At 67.4% G+C, this 15505-nt stretch carries 14 protein-coding genes; 9 read left to right on the top strand and 5 right to left on the bottom strand.

Annotated elements, in window-relative coordinates; genetic code table 11:
- Nucleotides 1-122: 122 nt before the first annotated feature.
- The 9 genes from HZ99_RS18765 to HZ99_RS18725 all read left to right on the top strand — a co-directional run bounded on the left by HZ99_RS18765 (nucleotide 123) and on the right by HZ99_RS18725 (nucleotide 10934).
- A complete protein-coding gene (locus HZ99_RS18765; RefSeq protein ID WP_008786738.1) occupies nucleotides 123-1220 on the top strand; it encodes a cation diffusion facilitator family transporter in 1098 nt (365 codons plus the stop codon).
- A 43-nt stretch (nucleotides 1221-1263) separates the two neighbouring features.
- Nucleotides 1264-1641: an ArsR/SmtB family transcription factor gene (locus HZ99_RS18760; RefSeq protein ID WP_008786737.1), complete on the top strand. Its 378-nt coding sequence runs from the start codon at nucleotides 1264-1266 to the stop codon at nucleotides 1639-1641.
- Nucleotides 1642-2065: 424 nt separating this feature from the next.
- On the top strand, nucleotides 2066-3304 hold the full coding sequence (locus tag HZ99_RS18755) for an efflux RND transporter periplasmic adaptor subunit (RefSeq protein WP_008786736.1): 1239 nt from the start codon (nucleotides 2066-2068) through the stop codon (nucleotides 3302-3304).
- Nucleotides 3301-6477 (top strand): efflux RND transporter permease subunit, encoded by a 3177-nt coding sequence (locus HZ99_RS18750; RefSeq protein ID WP_008786735.1) that lies wholly within the window; start codon nucleotides 3301-3303, stop codon nucleotides 6475-6477. The genes HZ99_RS18755 and HZ99_RS18750 overlap by 4 nt, the downstream gene beginning before the upstream one ends.
- Nucleotides 6478-6497: 20 nt before the next feature.
- Complete coding sequence (locus HZ99_RS18745; protein ID WP_008786734.1) at nucleotides 6498-8003, top strand: efflux transporter outer membrane subunit; 1506 nt, start codon at nucleotides 6498-6500, stop codon at nucleotides 8001-8003.
- Between the two features lie 50 nt (nucleotides 8004-8053).
- A complete protein-coding gene (locus HZ99_RS18740; RefSeq protein ID WP_019396549.1) occupies nucleotides 8054-8446 on the top strand; it encodes a MerR family transcriptional regulator in 393 nt (130 codons plus the stop codon).
- A gap of 91 nt (nucleotides 8447-8537) precedes the next feature.
- Nucleotides 8538-9734, top strand: a complete 1197-nt coding sequence (locus HZ99_RS18735) for an MFS transporter (protein WP_008786732.1) — start codon at nucleotides 8538-8540, stop codon at nucleotides 9732-9734.
- A gap of 224 nt (nucleotides 9735-9958) precedes the next feature.
- Entirely contained in the window at nucleotides 9959-10657 is a 699-nt protein-coding gene (locus HZ99_RS18730; protein WP_008786731.1) for a DUF305 domain-containing protein, read from the top strand.
- Between the two features lie 10 nt (nucleotides 10658-10667).
- The gene (locus HZ99_RS18725) at nucleotides 10668-10934 is read left to right on the top strand and encodes a glutaredoxin family protein (RefSeq protein WP_008786730.1); all 267 of its coding nucleotides are present in this window, start codon (nucleotides 10668-10670) and stop codon (nucleotides 10932-10934) included.
- 6 nt (nucleotides 10935-10940) lie between these two features.
- On the opposite strand, the gene HZ99_RS18720 is transcribed toward HZ99_RS18725, so the two are convergent.
- The 5 genes from HZ99_RS18720 to parA all read right to left on the bottom strand — a co-directional run bounded on the left by HZ99_RS18720 (nucleotide 10941) and on the right by parA (nucleotide 15441).
- The gene (locus HZ99_RS18720; RefSeq protein ID WP_019396546.1) at nucleotides 10941-12935 is read right to left on the bottom strand and encodes a relaxase/mobilization nuclease domain-containing protein; all 1995 of its coding nucleotides are present in this window, start codon (nucleotides 12933-12935) and stop codon (nucleotides 10941-10943) included.
- Between the two features lie 448 nt (nucleotides 12936-13383).
- Nucleotides 13384-13983, bottom strand: coding sequence for a S26 family signal peptidase (locus HZ99_RS18715; RefSeq protein WP_020996165.1), 600 nt, complete (start codon nucleotides 13981-13983; stop codon nucleotides 13384-13386).
- Nucleotides 13980-14525: a DUF2840 domain-containing protein gene (locus tag HZ99_RS18710; RefSeq protein ID WP_032941613.1), complete on the bottom strand. Its 546-nt coding sequence runs from the start codon at nucleotides 14523-14525 to the stop codon at nucleotides 13980-13982. The genes HZ99_RS18715 and HZ99_RS18710 overlap by 4 nt, the downstream gene beginning before the upstream one ends.
- Nucleotides 14522-14806 carry a hypothetical protein gene (locus tag HZ99_RS18705; protein ID WP_032941614.1) on the bottom strand — a complete coding sequence of 95 codons (285 nt, stop codon included), beginning with the start codon at nucleotides 14804-14806 and terminating at the stop codon, nucleotides 14522-14524. Before HZ99_RS18705 ends, HZ99_RS18710 begins: the two co-directional genes overlap by 4 nt.
- Nucleotides 14803-15441, bottom strand: a complete 639-nt coding sequence (gene parA / locus HZ99_RS18700) for a ParA family partition ATPase (protein WP_008786726.1) — start codon at nucleotides 15439-15441, stop codon at nucleotides 14803-14805. Before parA ends, HZ99_RS18705 begins: the two co-directional genes overlap by 4 nt.
- Nucleotides 15442-15505: the final 64 nt, after the last annotated feature.

Below are 15505 nucleotides of genomic sequence, written 5' to 3'. Positions count from 1 at the left end.
GCCCGGAGCGGCATCCCGGCCGTGGTGAGACGCGAACACAAATGTGTACAACAATTCACATGAAAACATGTTCATGTGTTATATTTTGAGCCACAGTCAAAGACCCAGTTTCCCGAGGCCCCATGTCCCAATCCCACGCACATGACCATGGTCACGATCACGACCATGATCATGACCACACCCCGACCGTGACCAGCGCCAACGAGCGCAAGGTCCTGCTGTCCTTTTTCCTGATCTTCGGCTTCATGGTCGTGGAGGCCGTCGGAGGCGTGCTGTCGGGCTCGCTGGCCTTGCTGGCCGACGCGGGCCACATGCTGACCGACGCCGCGGCGCTCGCACTGGCCTACGCAGCATTCCGGTTCGGCCGCCGCGCGGCCGACAGCAAGCGCACCTTCGGCTACCTGCGCTTCGAGGTCATCGCCGGTTTCCTGAACGCCGTGACCCTGTTCGCGATCGTCGCTTGGATCGCCTACGAGGCGTGGGAGCGGCTGCAGGCGCCGCCCGTGATCCTGGCCGGCCCGATGATGATCGTCGCCGTGCTCGGCCTGCTGGTGAACGTGCTCGTGCTGTGGATCATGACCCGCGGAGAGACCGATCACGTCAACGTGAAGGGGGCCATCCTGCACGTGATGGGCGACCTGCTCGGCTCGGTCGGCGCCATCGTCGCTGCGATCGTCATCTACCTCACGGGCTGGACGCCGATCGATCCCATCCTGTCGGTCCTGGTCGCGGCGCTGATCCTGCGCAGCGCATGGAAGCTGCTCGCCAAGTCGATCCACATCCTGCTGGAAGGCGCGCCGGAGGATGCTTCGCCGGAGAAGGTGGAGCAAGGCCTGATGGGCGCCGTGCCGGGCCTGGCGGCCGTCAGCCACGTTCACGTGTGGCAGCTCACCTCCGGGCGCACGATGGCCACGCTGCACGTTCGCCCCAACGTGGACGAGGAAGCACGCGCCGTGGTCAAGCGCGTCGAAGCGGTGCTTCGAGAGCAATTCAGCATCGAACACGCCACGGTCGGGATCGACTGGAACTCGGGCACCGACGAGAACGTCTGCAGCTTGCAGCCCACGTCGGAGCGTCAGGACCACAGCGGCCACGATCACAGCGGTCATGACCACAGCGGGCACGACCACAGCGGCCATGATCATGGCAATCACAAGCATGGCGGCGGGCACAGCCACGGCCATGACCACGACCATTCCGCTCCTGGTCACAGGCATTGAGGCCGCGCGAGCCGGCTCGCACTCCACTTGAGGATTTGCATCCATGACGTCCCGCAAAACCACCAGCGCCGACACCGCGCAATGCTCGACCACCAGCCACGACGCGGCGACCGATGCCCTCGCAATGTCGCAAAGTGACGTCGCTGTTCTGGCCGAGACCTTCCGCCTGCTGGGCGACCAATCGCGATTGAAGATCCTGCTGCAGTGCATGCATGGCTCGGTCGCCGTGGGGGACATCGCCGAAGCGCTCGACCTGTCGCAGTCTCTGGTCAGCCATCACCTGCGGCTGCTGCGCGGTGCGCGCCTCGTGCGCGGCGAACGCCAAGCCAAGCACATCTTCTACAGCATCGCGGACCAGCACGTCAGCCAGGTGCTGCAGGACATGGCGGTCCACATTTCCGAGGACAAAGCCGACGACTGACCAGGCCCAAGCACCCAGGCGAATGGCAGGTTGCGAGGCGCCGGTACCCACGCCGCCGGTTAGCCTCAAGGACGTCCTCGATGCGGCCTGGGCGCAACACCCTGAATCGCGGGCCCTGCCTGGGCGCCGGGATGCCGCGCAGGCACAGCAATGGGCGGCGGCAGCTTGGACGCCTGAGCCTCCCGCGCTCGCAATCACCCACAAGACCGACCGGTTCAACCGCACAACGGCACTCGTGAGCTGGATGTCGGAGTGGCCACAGCGACGACGCGGGGTTTTCCCACCACCTTGTCCATGCAGCCTGCCCGCTAGGGCAACCCAAAGGGCTTGACCTTGCCTTCGTTGTAACGCCTAGCCTCCACACAAATTTCTGCAGAGCGCTTCGGAAGGGCCGGAGTCCTGCATCCAAGAAAGGGGCACTTCCATGCGTAAAAAAATCAGAATCGTTGTGGTGGCAGGCGTCATCGCAGCCGTCGGGGGCATAGCGATTGCCGCCCGCGACGCCAAGGACGAGGGCAAGGCCGCGGCGCCCCCGGCGGGCGCGCCGATGGCGCCGCAGGTGCCCGTGGCCGAGGTCATCACCCGCACGGTCGCGCCATCGGCCGAGTACACCGGCTTCCTGGCCGCGCCCAAGACCGTCGAGCTGCGCTCGCGGGTCGGCGGCGCCGTCGATGCTGTGAGCGTCCCCGAGGGCAGCCTGGTGCGCAAGGGACAACTGCTGTTCCAGATCGACCCCCGACCGTTCCAGGTCACGCTCGACACGGCTGCGGCGCAACTGCAACAGGCCGAGGTGCTGGCCAGTCAGGCCCAGGCCGACTTCGACCGCGCCGAGCGCCTGGTGGCGACCGGCGCTGTCGCGCGCAAGACCTACGACGATGCCGTCTCCGCGCGCAGTGCGCGCCAGGCCCAGGTGCAAGCGGCCAAGGCCGCCGTCGCTGCGGCGCGGCTGGATCTGTCCTACGCCCGCGTCACGGCGCCCATCGCCGGGCGCGTTGACCGCGTGCTCGTGACCGAGGGCAACCTGGTCAGCGGCGGTGTCGCCGGCGCGGCCACGCTGCTGACCACGATCGTGTCCATCGACCCGCTGCACGTGTACTTCGACATCGACGAAGCCACGTACCTCAACGTCGTGAGCCGCTCGCGGCCCGCTGCGGGCGCCGGCGGCAAGGCCTCGCTGCCCGTGCAGGTCGGGCTGACCACGGACAAGGGTTTCCCGCACAGGGGCGCGCTCGACTTCGTGGGCAACACCATTGACCGAAGCACCGGCACGATCCGCGCGCGCGCCGTTGTGCCCAACCCGGATGGGCGCATGGCACCCGGCATGTTCGCCCGGGCCAAGCTGTCCACCGGCGCGGCGCGCGAGGCCGTCCTGATCGACGATCAGGCCGTGGGCACCGACCAAGGGCGCAACTACGTGCTGGTCGTGGGCGAGAACAACCAGGCCCAGTACCGGCCCATCGAACTGGGGCCGGTGGTGGACGGGCTGCGCGTCATCAACGGCAGCCTGCAGGCCGGTGAGAAGATCATCATCAAGGGCCTCGTGCGCCCCGGCATGGCGGTCACGCCGCGCATGGTGCCCATGCAGCCGCCCGCGGCACCGGCCGCCGGCGCGGACCCCGCCAAGGCTGACGGCGCGGCCGGCTCGGCGGAGGCCCGCAAATGAATTTCCCCCGCTTCTTCATCAACCGGCCCATCTTCGCCATCGTCCTGTCGGTGCTGATGCTGATCGCGGGCGCGATCAGCTACTTCCAGCTGCCGCTGAGCGAATACCCGCAGGTCACGCCTCCCACGGTGCAGGTCACCGCTAGCTATCCCGGTGCCAACCCGCAAGTGATCGCCGATACCGTGGCATCACCGCTGGAGCAGGCGATCAACGGCGTAGAAGGCATGATGTACATGCAGTCTCAGATGTCCACCGACGGGAAAATGGTGCTCACCGTCTCCTTCGAGCAGCATATCAACGCCGACATTGCGCAGATCCAGGTGCAAAACCGGGTCTCGCGGGCGTTGCCGCGCCTACCGCCTGAAGTTCAGCGCATCGGTGTTGTCACCGAGAAAACGTCGCCGGACGTTCTCATGGTGGTGCATTTGCTTTCGCCTGGAGGTCGATATGATCCGCTGTACGTCTCCAACTACGCCACACTTCATGTGAAGGATGAGCTGGCTCGTACGCCAGGCGTCGGCGATGTCCTAGTCTGGGGCGCCGGGGAGTATTCGATGCGGGTCTGGCTCGAACCCGCCAAGGTCGCTGCTCGTGGGCTGATCGCGAGCGACGTGGTTGCCGCCATCCGCGAGCAGAACATACAGGTTGCCGCTGGTTCGGTTGGTCAGCAGCCGGATGCCTCGGCGGCGTTCCAGGTCACGGTCAACACTCTGGGCCGACTGTCGAGCGAGGAGCAATTCGGCGAGATCGTCGTGAAGACGGGCGCCGACGGCCAGGTAACTCGCCTGCGGGATGTCGCCCGCATCTCGATGGGGGCCGATTCCTACTCTTTGCGCAGCCTGCTCAATGGCGAGCCGGCGGTGGGGATACAGATCATCCAGAGCCCGGGCGCGAACGCGCTGGATGTGTCTAGCGCGGTGCGCGCGGCAATGGACCGACTTCAAGCTAAGTTCCCCGACGGCATTGAGTATAGGATCGCCTACGACCCCACGGTCTTCGTGCGCGCCTCGCTCCAGTCCGTCGCCGTCACGCTGCTGGAGGCCATCTTCCTGGTGGTGATCGTGGTGGTGCTGTTCCTGCAATCCTGGCGCGCGTCGATCATCCCGCTGATCGCCGTGCCGGTCTCGCTGGTCGGCACGTTCGCGGTGATGCACATGTTCGGTTTCTCGCTGAACACACTGTCGCTGTTCGGACTGGTGCTGTCCATCGGCATCGTGGTGGATGACGCCATCGTGGTGGTGGAGAACGTGGAGCGCCACATAGCGCTGGGCGAATCACCCAAGGACGCGGCGCGCAAGGCGATGGATGAAGTGACTGGCCCGATCCTGGCCATCACCTCGGTGCTGGCAGCGGTCTTCATCCCCTCGGCGTTCCTGTCGGGGCTGCAGGGCGAGTTCTATCGCCAGTTCGCGCTAACCATCGCGTTCTCGACCATCCTGTCGGCGATCAACTCGCTTACGCTGTCGCCAGCGCTGGCCGCCATCCTGCTCAAGCCGCACCACGGCGCGGCCAAGCCCGATCGCGTCACGCGCATCATCGACGGCGTGTTCGGCGGCTTCTTCCGCCGCTTCAACCGCTTCTTCGACCGCGCCTCGAATTCCTACGTCGGGGGCGTGCGCCGCGCGGTGCGCGGCAGCGCCATCGTGCTGCTGCTCTACGTCGGCTTCCTGGGCCTGACCTGGCTGGGCTTCCACAAGGTGCCTGCGGGCTTCGTGCCCGCCCAGGACAAGTACTACCTCGTGGGCATCGCCCAGCTTCCGACCGGCGCCTCGCTGGATCGCACCGAGGCGGTCGTCAAGGAGATGACCAAGATCGCACTGGCTGAGCCGGGCGTCGAGAGCGTGGTGGCCTTCCCGGGCCTGTCGGTCAATGGACCGGTGAACCAGCCGAACACCGCGCTGATGTTCGCCATGCTCAAGCCCTTCGATGAGCGCAAGGACCCGTCGCTGTCGGCCTTCGCCATCCAGGGCAAGCTCATGGGCAAGTTCAGCCAGATCCCGGACGGCTTCGTCGGCATCTTCCCGCCGCCGCCGGTGCCGGGCCTGGGTTCTATGGGCGGCTTTAAGCTGCAGATCGAGGACCGGGCGGGCCTGGGTCCCGAGGCGCTTGCACAAGCACAGGGCCAGATCATGGGCAAGGCCATGCAGGCGCCCGAGCTGGCGAACATGCTCGCCAGCTTCCAGACCAATGCGCCGCAGTTGCAGGTGGACATCGACCGGGTGAAGGCCAAGTCGCAGGGCGTGTCGCTGACCGAGGTGTTCGACACCCTGCAGGTCAACCTTGGCTCGCTCTACGTCAACGACTTCAACCGCTTCGGTCGCACCTACCGGGTAATGGCCCAAGCCGATGCGCAGTTCCGCATGCAGGCTGAGGACATAGGCATGCTCAAGGTGCGCAATGCAGCGGGCGACATGATCCCGCTGAGCGCGTTCGCGACCATCGAGCGCAGTTCCGGCCCCGACCGGGTGATGCATTACAACGGCTTCCCCTCGGCGGACATCAGCGGCGGGCCAGCGCCGGGCTACTCATCCGGCCAGGCCACCGCCGCGATTGAGAAGATCGTGAGCGAATCGCTGCCTGACGGTATGACCTACGAATGGACGGACCTGACTTTCCAGGAAAAGCGAGTTGGCAATACTGCTATCTATATCTTCGCGCTGGCGGTGCTGCTCGCCTTCCTGTTCCTGGCGGCCCAGTACAACAGTTGGTCGCTGCCGTTCGCTGTGCTGCTGATTGCACCCATGGCGCTGCTCTCGGCGATCGCCGGCGTCTGGCTCTCTGGGGGGGACAACAACATCTTCACGCAGATCGGTTTCGTGGTGCTGATCGGCCTGGCCGCCAAGAACGCGATCCTGATCGTGGAGTTCGCCCGCGCGAAGGAAAGCGAAGGGGCCGATCCGCTGGCAGCCGTGCTCGAAGCCGCGCGCTTGCGGCTGCGCCCGATCCTGATGACGTCGTTCGCCTTCATCGCTGGCGTGGTGCCGCTGGTGCTGGCCAGCGGTGCGGGCGCCGAGATGCGCCACGCCATGGGCATCGCGGTGTTCGCCGGCATGCTGGGCGTGACGGTATTCGGCCTGGTGCTGACGCCGGTGTTCTACGTCGTGGTGCGCAAGCTGGCGCTGCGCCGCGAAGCGCGCCATGCCCGTGTCGGCATGACCGACCAGCACGCATGACGGCCAGGAGGACATACGACATGAAAACATCTTTCGCATTCACACGACCCGCCAGGACGCTGGCGCCGCTCGCCCTCGCGGCGGCGTTGACTGGCTGCTCCATGGCACCGAAGTATGACCGGCCCGCAGCGCCGATCGACACGGCTTATCCCTTGGGCGCGGCCTATGTGGAACCGGCGGCCGCGACGCCCGACGACGCGATCACGGCCGAGATCGGCTGGCGGGACTTCTTCCGCGACCCGCTGCTGCAGCAGTTGATCGGCATTTCACTGGAGAACAACCGCGACATGCGCAAGGCCGCGCTCAACGTGGAGGCGGCTCAGGCGCTGTACCGTATCCAGCGTGCCGAGATGCTGCCGAACCTGGGCGTTTCCGCCCGCGGCGCGTCAGAGCGCGTACCGGCCGACCTCAGCACCACGGGGCAAAGCGACGTGCTCCGGCGCTACGACGTGGCCGGGGTGACGGCCGCCTGGGAACTGGACCTGTGGGGCCGCATCCGCAGCCTCAGCGACCGGGCGCTGGCGTCCTACCTGGCCCTCGACGAGACCCGCATCGCCACGCAGATGAGCCTGGTGTCCGAGGTGGCCAGCGCCTACCTCACGCTGCGTGCCGACCAGGAACTGCTGCGCCTGACGAGCGACACCCTCGCCACGCAGAAGCGCTCCTACGGGCTGACCACCCAACTGGTGGAAGCGGGCAACTCCACGCAGCTCGACCTGCGCCGCGCAGAGATCGCGTTGCGCACCGCCGAGGCCAACCATGCCGCCTACACACGGCAGGCGGCCAAGGACCGCAACGCGCTGGTGCTGCTGTTGGGCCAGCCGCTGACGCCGGAGCTGTCCCGGCAGCTTGACGAGGCCATGGCGCTGCCGGACGACATCGTGCCGACCGGCCTGCCGAGCGGCCTGCCGTCCGAACTGCTCGCGCGCCGGCCGGACATCCGCGCCGCCGAGCAGATGCTGATCGGCGCCAACGCCAACATCGGCGCGGCGCGGGCCGCGTTCTTCCCGACGATCAGCCTTACGGGCTCGGCGGGCACGGCCAGCGCTTCGCTGGACGGCCTGTTCGATTCGGGCTCGCGGGCCTGGAGCTTCCTGCCGCAGATCACGCTGCCCATCTTCCGCGGCGGCGCGCTGCGCGCCAACCTGGACGTGGCGCACGTACAGAAGCGCATCGAGATCGCCAACTACGAGAAGTCCATCCAGGCGGCCTTCGCCGAGGTGGCCGACGGCCTGGCGGGCAAGCGCACGCTCGATGAGCAGATCCGCGCGGAGCAGCTCCTGGTGGCGGCCAGCCAGAAGGCCTACGAGCTGGCCGAGCAGCGCTTCCAGGAGGGCGTGGACGACAACCTCACTGTACTCGACGCGCAGCGCACGCATTACGGCACGCAGCAGACCCTGGTGCGCACGCGCCTGACGCGGCTGAACAACCTCATCCATCTGTACAAGGCGCTGGGCGGCGGCTGGACTGAGCACACGGTGCAATCGGGCGCCACGGCGCAGCAGTCCGCCCGGTCGCCGGGATGAGGGCCGGCGCGCAGCGGTGGCGTCCCCCATCGCTGCGCGCGGAGAGCTGGATGAGGATTGGTGAACTCGCGCGCTTGACCGGCACGCCCCCTGAGAACATCAGGTTCTACGAACGGGAGGGCCTGCTGCCCGCTCCCGAGCGGTCCCGCAACAACTACCGGCGCTATGGCCCGGCCCATGTCGAGCGGCTTTACCTGATTCGCAACTACCGCGCGTCGGGCATCGGCCTGGATGACATGCGCAACTTGCTGGGCTGGACGCATCGCGAGTCCCCGGAACCCGAGCTGCTGACGCAGGCTGTCCGGGACCATCTCGCCTATGTCGAGGAACGCATGGCGCAACTGACCCGGGTGAAAGAGCACCTGCTCGCATTGGAACGGCAGGCTGTTCCTTCTGCCGCTCGGGAGATTTGCGAGGAGCGACCAGGTTGCGGCGGTTCATGAGCATCGCATGGCCGAATCATGGTCGGATAACTGAACATATATTCATGCGTGTAATATTTCCGGCCAGACAAACGAACAAGAAAGACCGCCCATGACCGACCAGAGCATCACGCGCCGAAACATCGGCGTTCTCACCGCCGCGCAGGCGCTCGGTGGCGCCAGCGCGCCCATCGTGATGTCGCTGGGCGGGCTGGTCGGCCAGCAGCTTGCCAAGGACTCGGCCTGGATCACCTTGCCCGTGAGCCTGTTCGGCCTGGGTCTTGCCATCGGCACCTTGCCTGCGGCGTTCATCATGCGGCGCCATGGCCGCCGCAACGGATACGTGGTCGGGGTCGGCTTCGGCGTGGCCTCGGGCCTGATCGCCGCGCTGGGCATCATGCTGGCCTCGTTCTGGATCTTCTGCGCCGGCACCTTCCTGGCGGGCTTCTACGGCGCGTATGTGCAGAGCTACCGCTTCGCAGCCGCCGACACCGCCGAGGACGCGCTCAAGGCCAAGGCGATTTCCTGGGTAATGGTGGGGGGTCTCGCGGGTGCCATCATCGGGCCGCAGTTGGTGATCTTCACGCGCGACGCGGTAGCGGGCACGCCCTACGTCGGCAGCTTCCTCAGCCAGGCGCTGCTGCCGCTGATCGCCCTGCCGATCTTGCTGATGCTGCGCACGCCGCGCCAGACCCCGGCCGAAGCCGCCGCCGACAGCGGCCGCACGGTGCTGCAGCTCCTGGCGATGCCGCGCTACGCGCTGGCCGTGGCCGCGGGCGTGGTGTCCTATGGGGTGATGGCGTTCGTGATGACCGCCGCGCCGGTGGCGATGGTCAACCACGGGCATTCGGTGGACAACGCCGCCCTGGGCATCCAGTGGCACCTGCTGGCGATGTTCGGGCCGAGCTTCTTCACTGGGCGGCTGATGGTGCGCTACGGCAAGGAGCGCGTGACCGCCGTGGGCATGGTGCTGCTCGCCGCCTCCGGGGTGGTGGCCCTGGGCGGGCTCGGCCTGTCCCACTTCTGGGGCTCGCTGGCGCTGCTGGGCATCGGCTGGAACTTCAGCTTCATCGGCGCGACGGCGGTGGTCACCGATTGCCACACCCCGGCCGAGCGCAGCAAGGCGCAGGGCATGAACGATTTCTTCGTCTTCGCCGCCACGGCGGCCGTGTCGTTCCTCGCGGGATCGATCCTGCACAGCTCGGGCTGGCAGGCGGTCAACTGGATGATCTTCCCGGCCCTGGCGCTGATCTTGGTGCCGCTGCTGTGGCAGACCGCGCGAAAGCCGGTGCGGCTAGGTCCGGGCTGATCGGGCCGATGCGGGAGGTGTTCCATCTAGCGGTCGCCTCAGGCGCTACATCACCTGCTTCCACCGCTGCAGCTTCGACAGCGCGTTGTCGTAGGCGGCGGAAGTGAAGGACTGGATCTTGCGCCGAGGGTCTTCATCGGCATCAACGGCGAAATGAGGGGCTTGACCTTCCAACAATGGGAAGCCCTACAGTGACTCCATCAATCTCATTCAAGGAGTTTTTCATGAGAGTCAACAAGTTCAGCCTGTTGTTCATTGCGGGCGCCGTCGTGGTCGCCATCGGCCTGATGGCCGTTCAGAAGAAGGTGGTCCCGTCGGGTGAAGTGATGCAGGCCAATGCGAGCGGAGATCACCAAGGGCACGCGATGCCCTCCAGCGCCTCGGCCAATGACAGCCCTTCCACGACCGCGTATCGCGCCGTGAACGACCAGATGCACGCGGGGATGGGAGCGCAGTTCACTGGCAACGCCGACGTCGATTTCATGCGCGGCATGATCCCGCACCACCAGGGCGCGATCGACATGGCCAAGGTGGCGTTGCAGTACGGCAAGGACCCGGAGGTCCGCAAGTTGGCTGAGGAGGTTATCTCTGCGCAGGAAGGCGAGATCGCCATGATGAATAAGTGGCTTGGAGAACGCGGCCAACAGGCGGCGACCGGCAGCTCGGGCGACGCCTCGACGACCGCCTACCGTGCCGGCAATGACCGCATGCACGCCGACATGATGATTGACTTCAGCGGCGATGCCGATGTGGACTTTATGCGCGGCATGATCCCGCATCACCAGGGCGCGATCGACATGGCCAAGGTGGCGTTGCAGTACGGCAAGGACCCGGAGGTCCGCGAGTTGGCTCAGGAGGTTATCTCTGCGCAGGAAGGAGAGATCGCCATGATGAAGAGCTGGCTTGCCGCTCGGGGAAAGTGAAGGCACGACCATGAACCAAGCCAGCACCCCGCGCATCATCATCTATAGCACTCCAGCCTGCCCGGACTGTCGGGTGCTGAAGGAGTGGCTGTCCCAGCAGAGCATCGTGTTTGAAGAACGCGACCTGACCGACCCGAAGATTTCTGCGGAAGCCAAGTCACGAACCGGCGTGCGCGTGGCTCCGATCACGCTCATCGGTAATGAGGTCTTCTATGGCACCTTTGCGAGCCAGAAGCCGGGGCTGATGAAGGCGCTCGGCCGTTCGACAAGTAGATGAAGGGTCTCAAGAAATACTTGGCCCGCGCTGCCGTCCAAGCTCCCAAGATACGCCGCCACCGCGCACCACGGCGGCGATATGCTGCCCCAGCCGCTGCTCGATCACCGGCCGCCACGGCACCAAGCTGAATCCCATGCCGTCGTCCAGCATCGCGTAGCGCCCGCTGGCGAGCATGACGCTGCGCCGGTAGATGCCAGCCACGCGCTGCCCGTCGGCCACCGGGCGATGCTCCAGGCCGGTTTCAGCGGCAATGCCCTTCGCGGCCTGTGCCAGTTCCCGGTTGCGCAGTGTGCCCAGCAGGTTGCGCGCCAGGATCACGCGCTGCCCGCGCCGCTCGGCCAGCCCCTGTTCGGCCAGGAAGTCGGCGCGCTGTTGCATGGCCTGTTTGGCCTCGCCACCAAAGCCCAGGTCGCCCAGGCCCGAGCCGCCGCCGATCAACTGCTGGTCGAGCCACGTGGCCCCGATCACGCGGGCCTGCCGCTCGATGGGCAAGTGCGATTTCAGCTCCACGGCCACGCCGCCCAGGCGCTGCGCGTCGTACTGGCGGCCACGCTCGGCCAGGTCGTCCGGCACCTTCCATAGCCCTTCGGCAACGCGCTCCACAATGCCGGCCCGACGCAGGGCCTCCAGCCGGCGGATGTGGGCGGCGACGACTTCTTGCGGGTCGCGTCCGGCCTTGGCCCGGCCCTGCCCGATCGCCAGGTGATGGTCAGTGCGGTACAGGCCATCGCTCGCCAGCGCGGCGATGTTCTTGTCGGCTGCGCGCACGTCGGCCGAGCCTTTCACCTCCACCACGGCGCCGCTCGGGTAGTTCGCCAGCTCGTCGCGGGCGTTGAGCGCGACGTAATGGGCCTTGCCGTCCACCCCGTCGATGACCAGATAGCCCCGGTCGCGCAGCTCGTCGGCCAGCCCCTTCGCGGCCACACGGCCGAGGATGGTTCGGCCATCGTCCCCCGGCTCGAACACGGCCAGCTCGCGCGGCTCGCCGCGCATGGCCCGCTGCACGGTGCGGATGATGTCGCCGCGCTCGCCCAGCGCGCGCAATGTCTTTTCCGCATCGGCATGGATGGCCCAGGTGCCGGGCTGCGTCTCGTCGGCCAGGCCCAGGCGCTGCAAGTGTTGCAGGCGGCCGATTAGCATCAGGCGTTGGCGCTGCAAGCGGGGGGCGTTGAACCTTTCGACGCGCACCAGGCCATCGCCGCCGGCCTCGCCTATCTCACGCTTGAGGGTGCGATCCAGGCTCGTCCACCGCTCTTGCTCCACCTCACGCTGCAAGGTCTGCTGGATCTCCAGTTCGGTGCGCGGCCCCAGCCATTCGGTCGCCAGCTCGGCGGCGCGATAGCGGAAGCCATCGGCGATGTAGTCGCCCGCGATGATGAGGTCTTTGCCGGTGTCGTCGCGCCCGCGCACGACGATGTGCGTGTGCGGGTTGTCGGTGTTCCAGTGGTTCACGGCCACCCAATCGAGGCCCGTACCCAGGTCGGCCTCCATGCGGCCCATGAGGTGCCGCGTGTAGGTGCGCAGGTCTTCCAGCTCCGCGCCATCCTCGGGCGAGAGGATGAAGCGGAAATGGTGCCGGTCGTCGGCGCAGCGTTCCTTGAAGGCGTCGAGATCGGCCACGTCTGTCTGCGGCCCGTAGGCTTGGCCCGGCTCGCCGTCGCGGCCCACGCCGTCGCGCTCGATGTAGCGCAGGTGCTTGGCGAGCGACTGCGGGCTGGCCCGCTGGTGGTTCACCAGCAGCGTCTTGATGGTCGCGCGCCGCGACATAGGCGTCAGCTTCGCCCCGGCGAAGCGTGCTGCCGTGTGGCCGCGCCCCAGGCGCGAGCCGGGCCGCTGGCCGGTGCCACTCGCCGATGCCGGACGGCGCACCGTGGACTTGCCGCTGCTGGCTTTGCCCGCCTGTTTGAGCACCTTGGAAACGAAGCTCTGCCCCTGGCCCTTGCCCCGGTTCTTCGGGGCGCTGGGGCGCACGCGGAAATCGTCGTCGCGGCGGTCGGTCATGGCTGCGCTCCCTGCAAGCTCTGGCGTGTCCTGTCGTGCGAAGCACGCGGACATGCCTGCATTGGCGCGACCTTCGCGCCGAACGCGGCACGGCGGCAAAGCCGCTCCGTGCCGCGCCACCCCCATGTGCAGACTGGCTTTCGACGCGGCCCGGTGCCGCGTCCTTTTGTCTTGCCTTCCGCCTTTGCCCTTCGCTGTCGCTCCGGGCGTCGGCGGCCCGGCGGCGCTGCGCTGCTTGCAGCCAGTCCGCCGGCGAACGCGCCAATGGCCGCAGGCCGGCAGCGTTCGAGGCAAGACGCCTGCACGTTGGACGGCTGCGCCGAAGGCAGCGCGACGTGCGGTGCCCAATTCGCTGGATTGGCACCCGCACGGCAAACGCGACGACACGGCAACAACAGCGAGAACGACATGCCCGATGGCACGCCGGAGCACAGCGAATCGGCGGCCGTCATGGGCGTGTCTCCAGCCAGATCGGGCGCGCAATGCCGATCACGGCGGATGCGCTGACCGGGCCGAAATACCGGCTGTCGAACGATGCCGGATTCGTCACGCCCAACAGGAACAGTTCGCCCGGTTCAAGGCGGCGGCAAAGCTGCAAGGACGGCAGCGCCCGGCCCAGCCGGTCGGCAGGCAGCGCGGCGGCCGAAGGCACGCCGTCGATGCGTACCTGACCGGCGACGATGCAGACGTGTTGCGGCGCGACCGCGCCCACACGTTTGAGCAGCGGAACGCGCGTCGGCAGGTAGCCGCGCTGCGCAGCGAGCGCGGCAGCCGTAGCCGGAAGCGGCACCAGCACGATGCTGTCCACGGATAACGGACGTGGCAGCGAGGCGGTGCGCGGGTCGAGCGGGTCGATGCGATACCAGCCGACAGCCACGCTGTCGGACGGGTTGTAGGTCAGACGCGTCAGCGGCGACACGAAAGCCGCCCAGGCCAGCGCAGCGAAGCCGATGGCGGTTAGTGTCGCCAGCACGATGCGAGCGCGCAGGCGTGAGCGAGGACGCGGCGGCACGGCAGGCGCATTGGCCGTGGTGGTCGGGGCGGTCATGGCAGCACCTTCCCGGCCAGCGAGGCGGTATGCCGCTCGGCGGTGTATTCGGGCAGCGCAAGGCGAGCCGCAAGACGGTTGCCCAGCGTGCACCAGTATGCGGGCGACACGTCGATGAGGGCGATGCCCAGCGCCTCGATGCCGTCGATGCGCTCCAGCACGGCGCGCACGTTGGCATCGCCTTCGGTGTGCAGCAGCAGACGCGCGCCCGGCTGCACGCCGGGGATGCGCTGCACGGCATCGAGCGGCGTGGCGGTCTGCATCACCATGAGCTGCCAGCGCACGGTGCCGTAATCGTTGGCCTGCCAGCGGATGCGGCAGAGCATCGCGCCCGGCAGGAACACCGCGCAGCGCCGCCAGCGGTCGAGCGGAAGCGTGCGCGCCGGTTCGCCGAAGCGCAGGTAGAGCTTGAAGCGATGTTCGAGGTAGGCCAGCGAAACGCGCGTCAGCGGAACATTGCCGGCCTGTCCGGCGAGTGCTGCGGGATGCGGCGGCAGCGCAGCCGTGGCCGCGCCAGCGGCCGGCGAAGCGGATGTGGTCATGGCGTGTTCTCCCTGCGGTGATCGGGAAACTCCCGCTCCAGCAGGCCGCGCAGCAAGTCGGCCACGGTCACGCCTTGCGTGAAGGCCGACACCTTGATGCGCGCCCGCATGGCGGGCGTAATGTCCAGGGTCAGGCGCGCGGTGTAGAGGTCGCCTTTGCCCAGCGCATCGGCGTCGCCCTGGCGAATCCACGCTTCGGCGTGCGGATTCGCGGGCGGACGTGCGCCGATGCCGACGCGCTTGCCCGTGCGTTTGCTGTTGGGTGGCTGCTGCGCTGTCATGTCGGCCACCGCAGCAGTTCGTCCACCAGAGCAGTGATTTCGCGGGCGGCGGCGCTGTCGGGCGCTGTCTCGCGTGCGAGCCGGCCAGCGGCCACGCTGTCGGCGAACGCGATGCGCTGATGCACTTCCGAGCGCAGCACAGGCAGCGGCTGTTCTGCCAGCGATTGCCGCGCCTCGCGGCCGATGATGGTGGTTCTGACGCGCCGGTTGATGACGAAGGCCGCGCGCAGCGCAGGCCTGAACACCTGGCCTTCGCGGATCAGCGAAACCATTTCCGAGCTGGCCCAAAGGTCGTAGGGGCTGCGCTGCACCGGGATCAGCACGCGCTCGGCCGCCAGCAGCGCGGAGCGCGCCAAGGCGGCGATGCGCGGCGGGCCGTCGATGATGACGTGATCGGCCCTCTTGGCGAGTTCTGGCGCTTCCTGATGCAGCGTTTCGCGGGCAAGACCCACTGCGCTGAACAGCCGTGGCAAGCCTTGCTGGCTCCGGCGCTGCGTCCAGTCCAGCGATGAACCCTGCGGGTCGGCATCGAGCAGGACGACATGCTGGCCGCGCAGCGCCAGTTCGCCCGCGATGTGGGTGGCGAGCGTGGTCTTGCCGACGCCGCCTTTCTGGTTGAGCAGAGCGAGGATCATGGCGCGGCCCTCCGTGTTGGAAAGCCGGTCTTTCGCTTCTGGGTTTGGTGCCGTTGGGTGGTTG

The sequence above is a fragment of the Pseudomonas fluorescens genome, from assembly GCF_000730425.1.
Taxonomy (GTDB): domain Bacteria; phylum Pseudomonadota; class Gammaproteobacteria; order Pseudomonadales; family Pseudomonadaceae; genus Aquipseudomonas; species Aquipseudomonas fluorescens_X.
The sequence above is the reverse complement of the archived record's forward strand: the minus strand, read 5'-3'. Positions and strand labels throughout refer to the sequence as shown.

Excerpts from the sequence above, each read along its gene's own strand:
- HZ99_RS18720 (WP_019396546.1), bottom strand. The coding sequence starts at position 12,935 with ATGACCGACCGCCGCGACGACGATTTCCGCGTGCGCCCCAGCGCCCCG.
- HZ99_RS18715 (WP_020996165.1), bottom strand. The coding sequence starts at position 13,983 with ATGACCGCCCCGACCACCACGGCCAATGCGCCTGCCGTGCCGCCGCGT.
- HZ99_RS18710 (WP_032941613.1), bottom strand. The coding sequence starts at position 14,525 with ATGACCACATCCGCTTCGCCGGCCGCTGGCGCGGCCACGGCTGCGCTG.
- HZ99_RS18725 (WP_008786730.1), top strand. The coding sequence starts at position 10,668 with ATGAACCAAGCCAGCACCCCGCGCATCATCATCTATAGCACTCCAGCC.
- HZ99_RS18740 (WP_019396549.1), top strand. The coding sequence starts at position 8,054 with ATGAGGATTGGTGAACTCGCGCGCTTGACCGGCACGCCCCCTGAGAAC.
- HZ99_RS18760 (WP_008786737.1), top strand. The coding sequence starts at position 1,264 with ATGACGTCCCGCAAAACCACCAGCGCCGACACCGCGCAATGCTCGACC.
- HZ99_RS18750 (WP_008786735.1), top strand. The coding sequence starts at position 3,301 with ATGAATTTCCCCCGCTTCTTCATCAACCGGCCCATCTTCGCCATCGTC.
- HZ99_RS18745 (WP_008786734.1), top strand. The coding sequence starts at position 6,498 with ATGAAAACATCTTTCGCATTCACACGACCCGCCAGGACGCTGGCGCCG.
- HZ99_RS18755 (WP_008786736.1), top strand. The coding sequence starts at position 2,066 with ATGCGTAAAAAAATCAGAATCGTTGTGGTGGCAGGCGTCATCGCAGCC.
- HZ99_RS18705 (WP_032941614.1), bottom strand. The coding sequence starts at position 14,806 with ATGACAGCGCAGCAGCCACCCAACAGCAAACGCACGGGCAAGCGCGTC.
- HZ99_RS18765 (WP_008786738.1), top strand. The coding sequence starts at position 123 with ATGTCCCAATCCCACGCACATGACCATGGTCACGATCACGACCATGAT.
- HZ99_RS18735 (WP_008786732.1), top strand. The coding sequence starts at position 8,538 with ATGACCGACCAGAGCATCACGCGCCGAAACATCGGCGTTCTCACCGCC.
- HZ99_RS18730 (WP_008786731.1), top strand. The coding sequence starts at position 9,959 with ATGAGAGTCAACAAGTTCAGCCTGTTGTTCATTGCGGGCGCCGTCGTG.
- parA (WP_008786726.1), bottom strand. The coding sequence starts at position 15,441 with ATGATCCTCGCTCTGCTCAACCAGAAAGGCGGCGTCGGCAAGACCACG.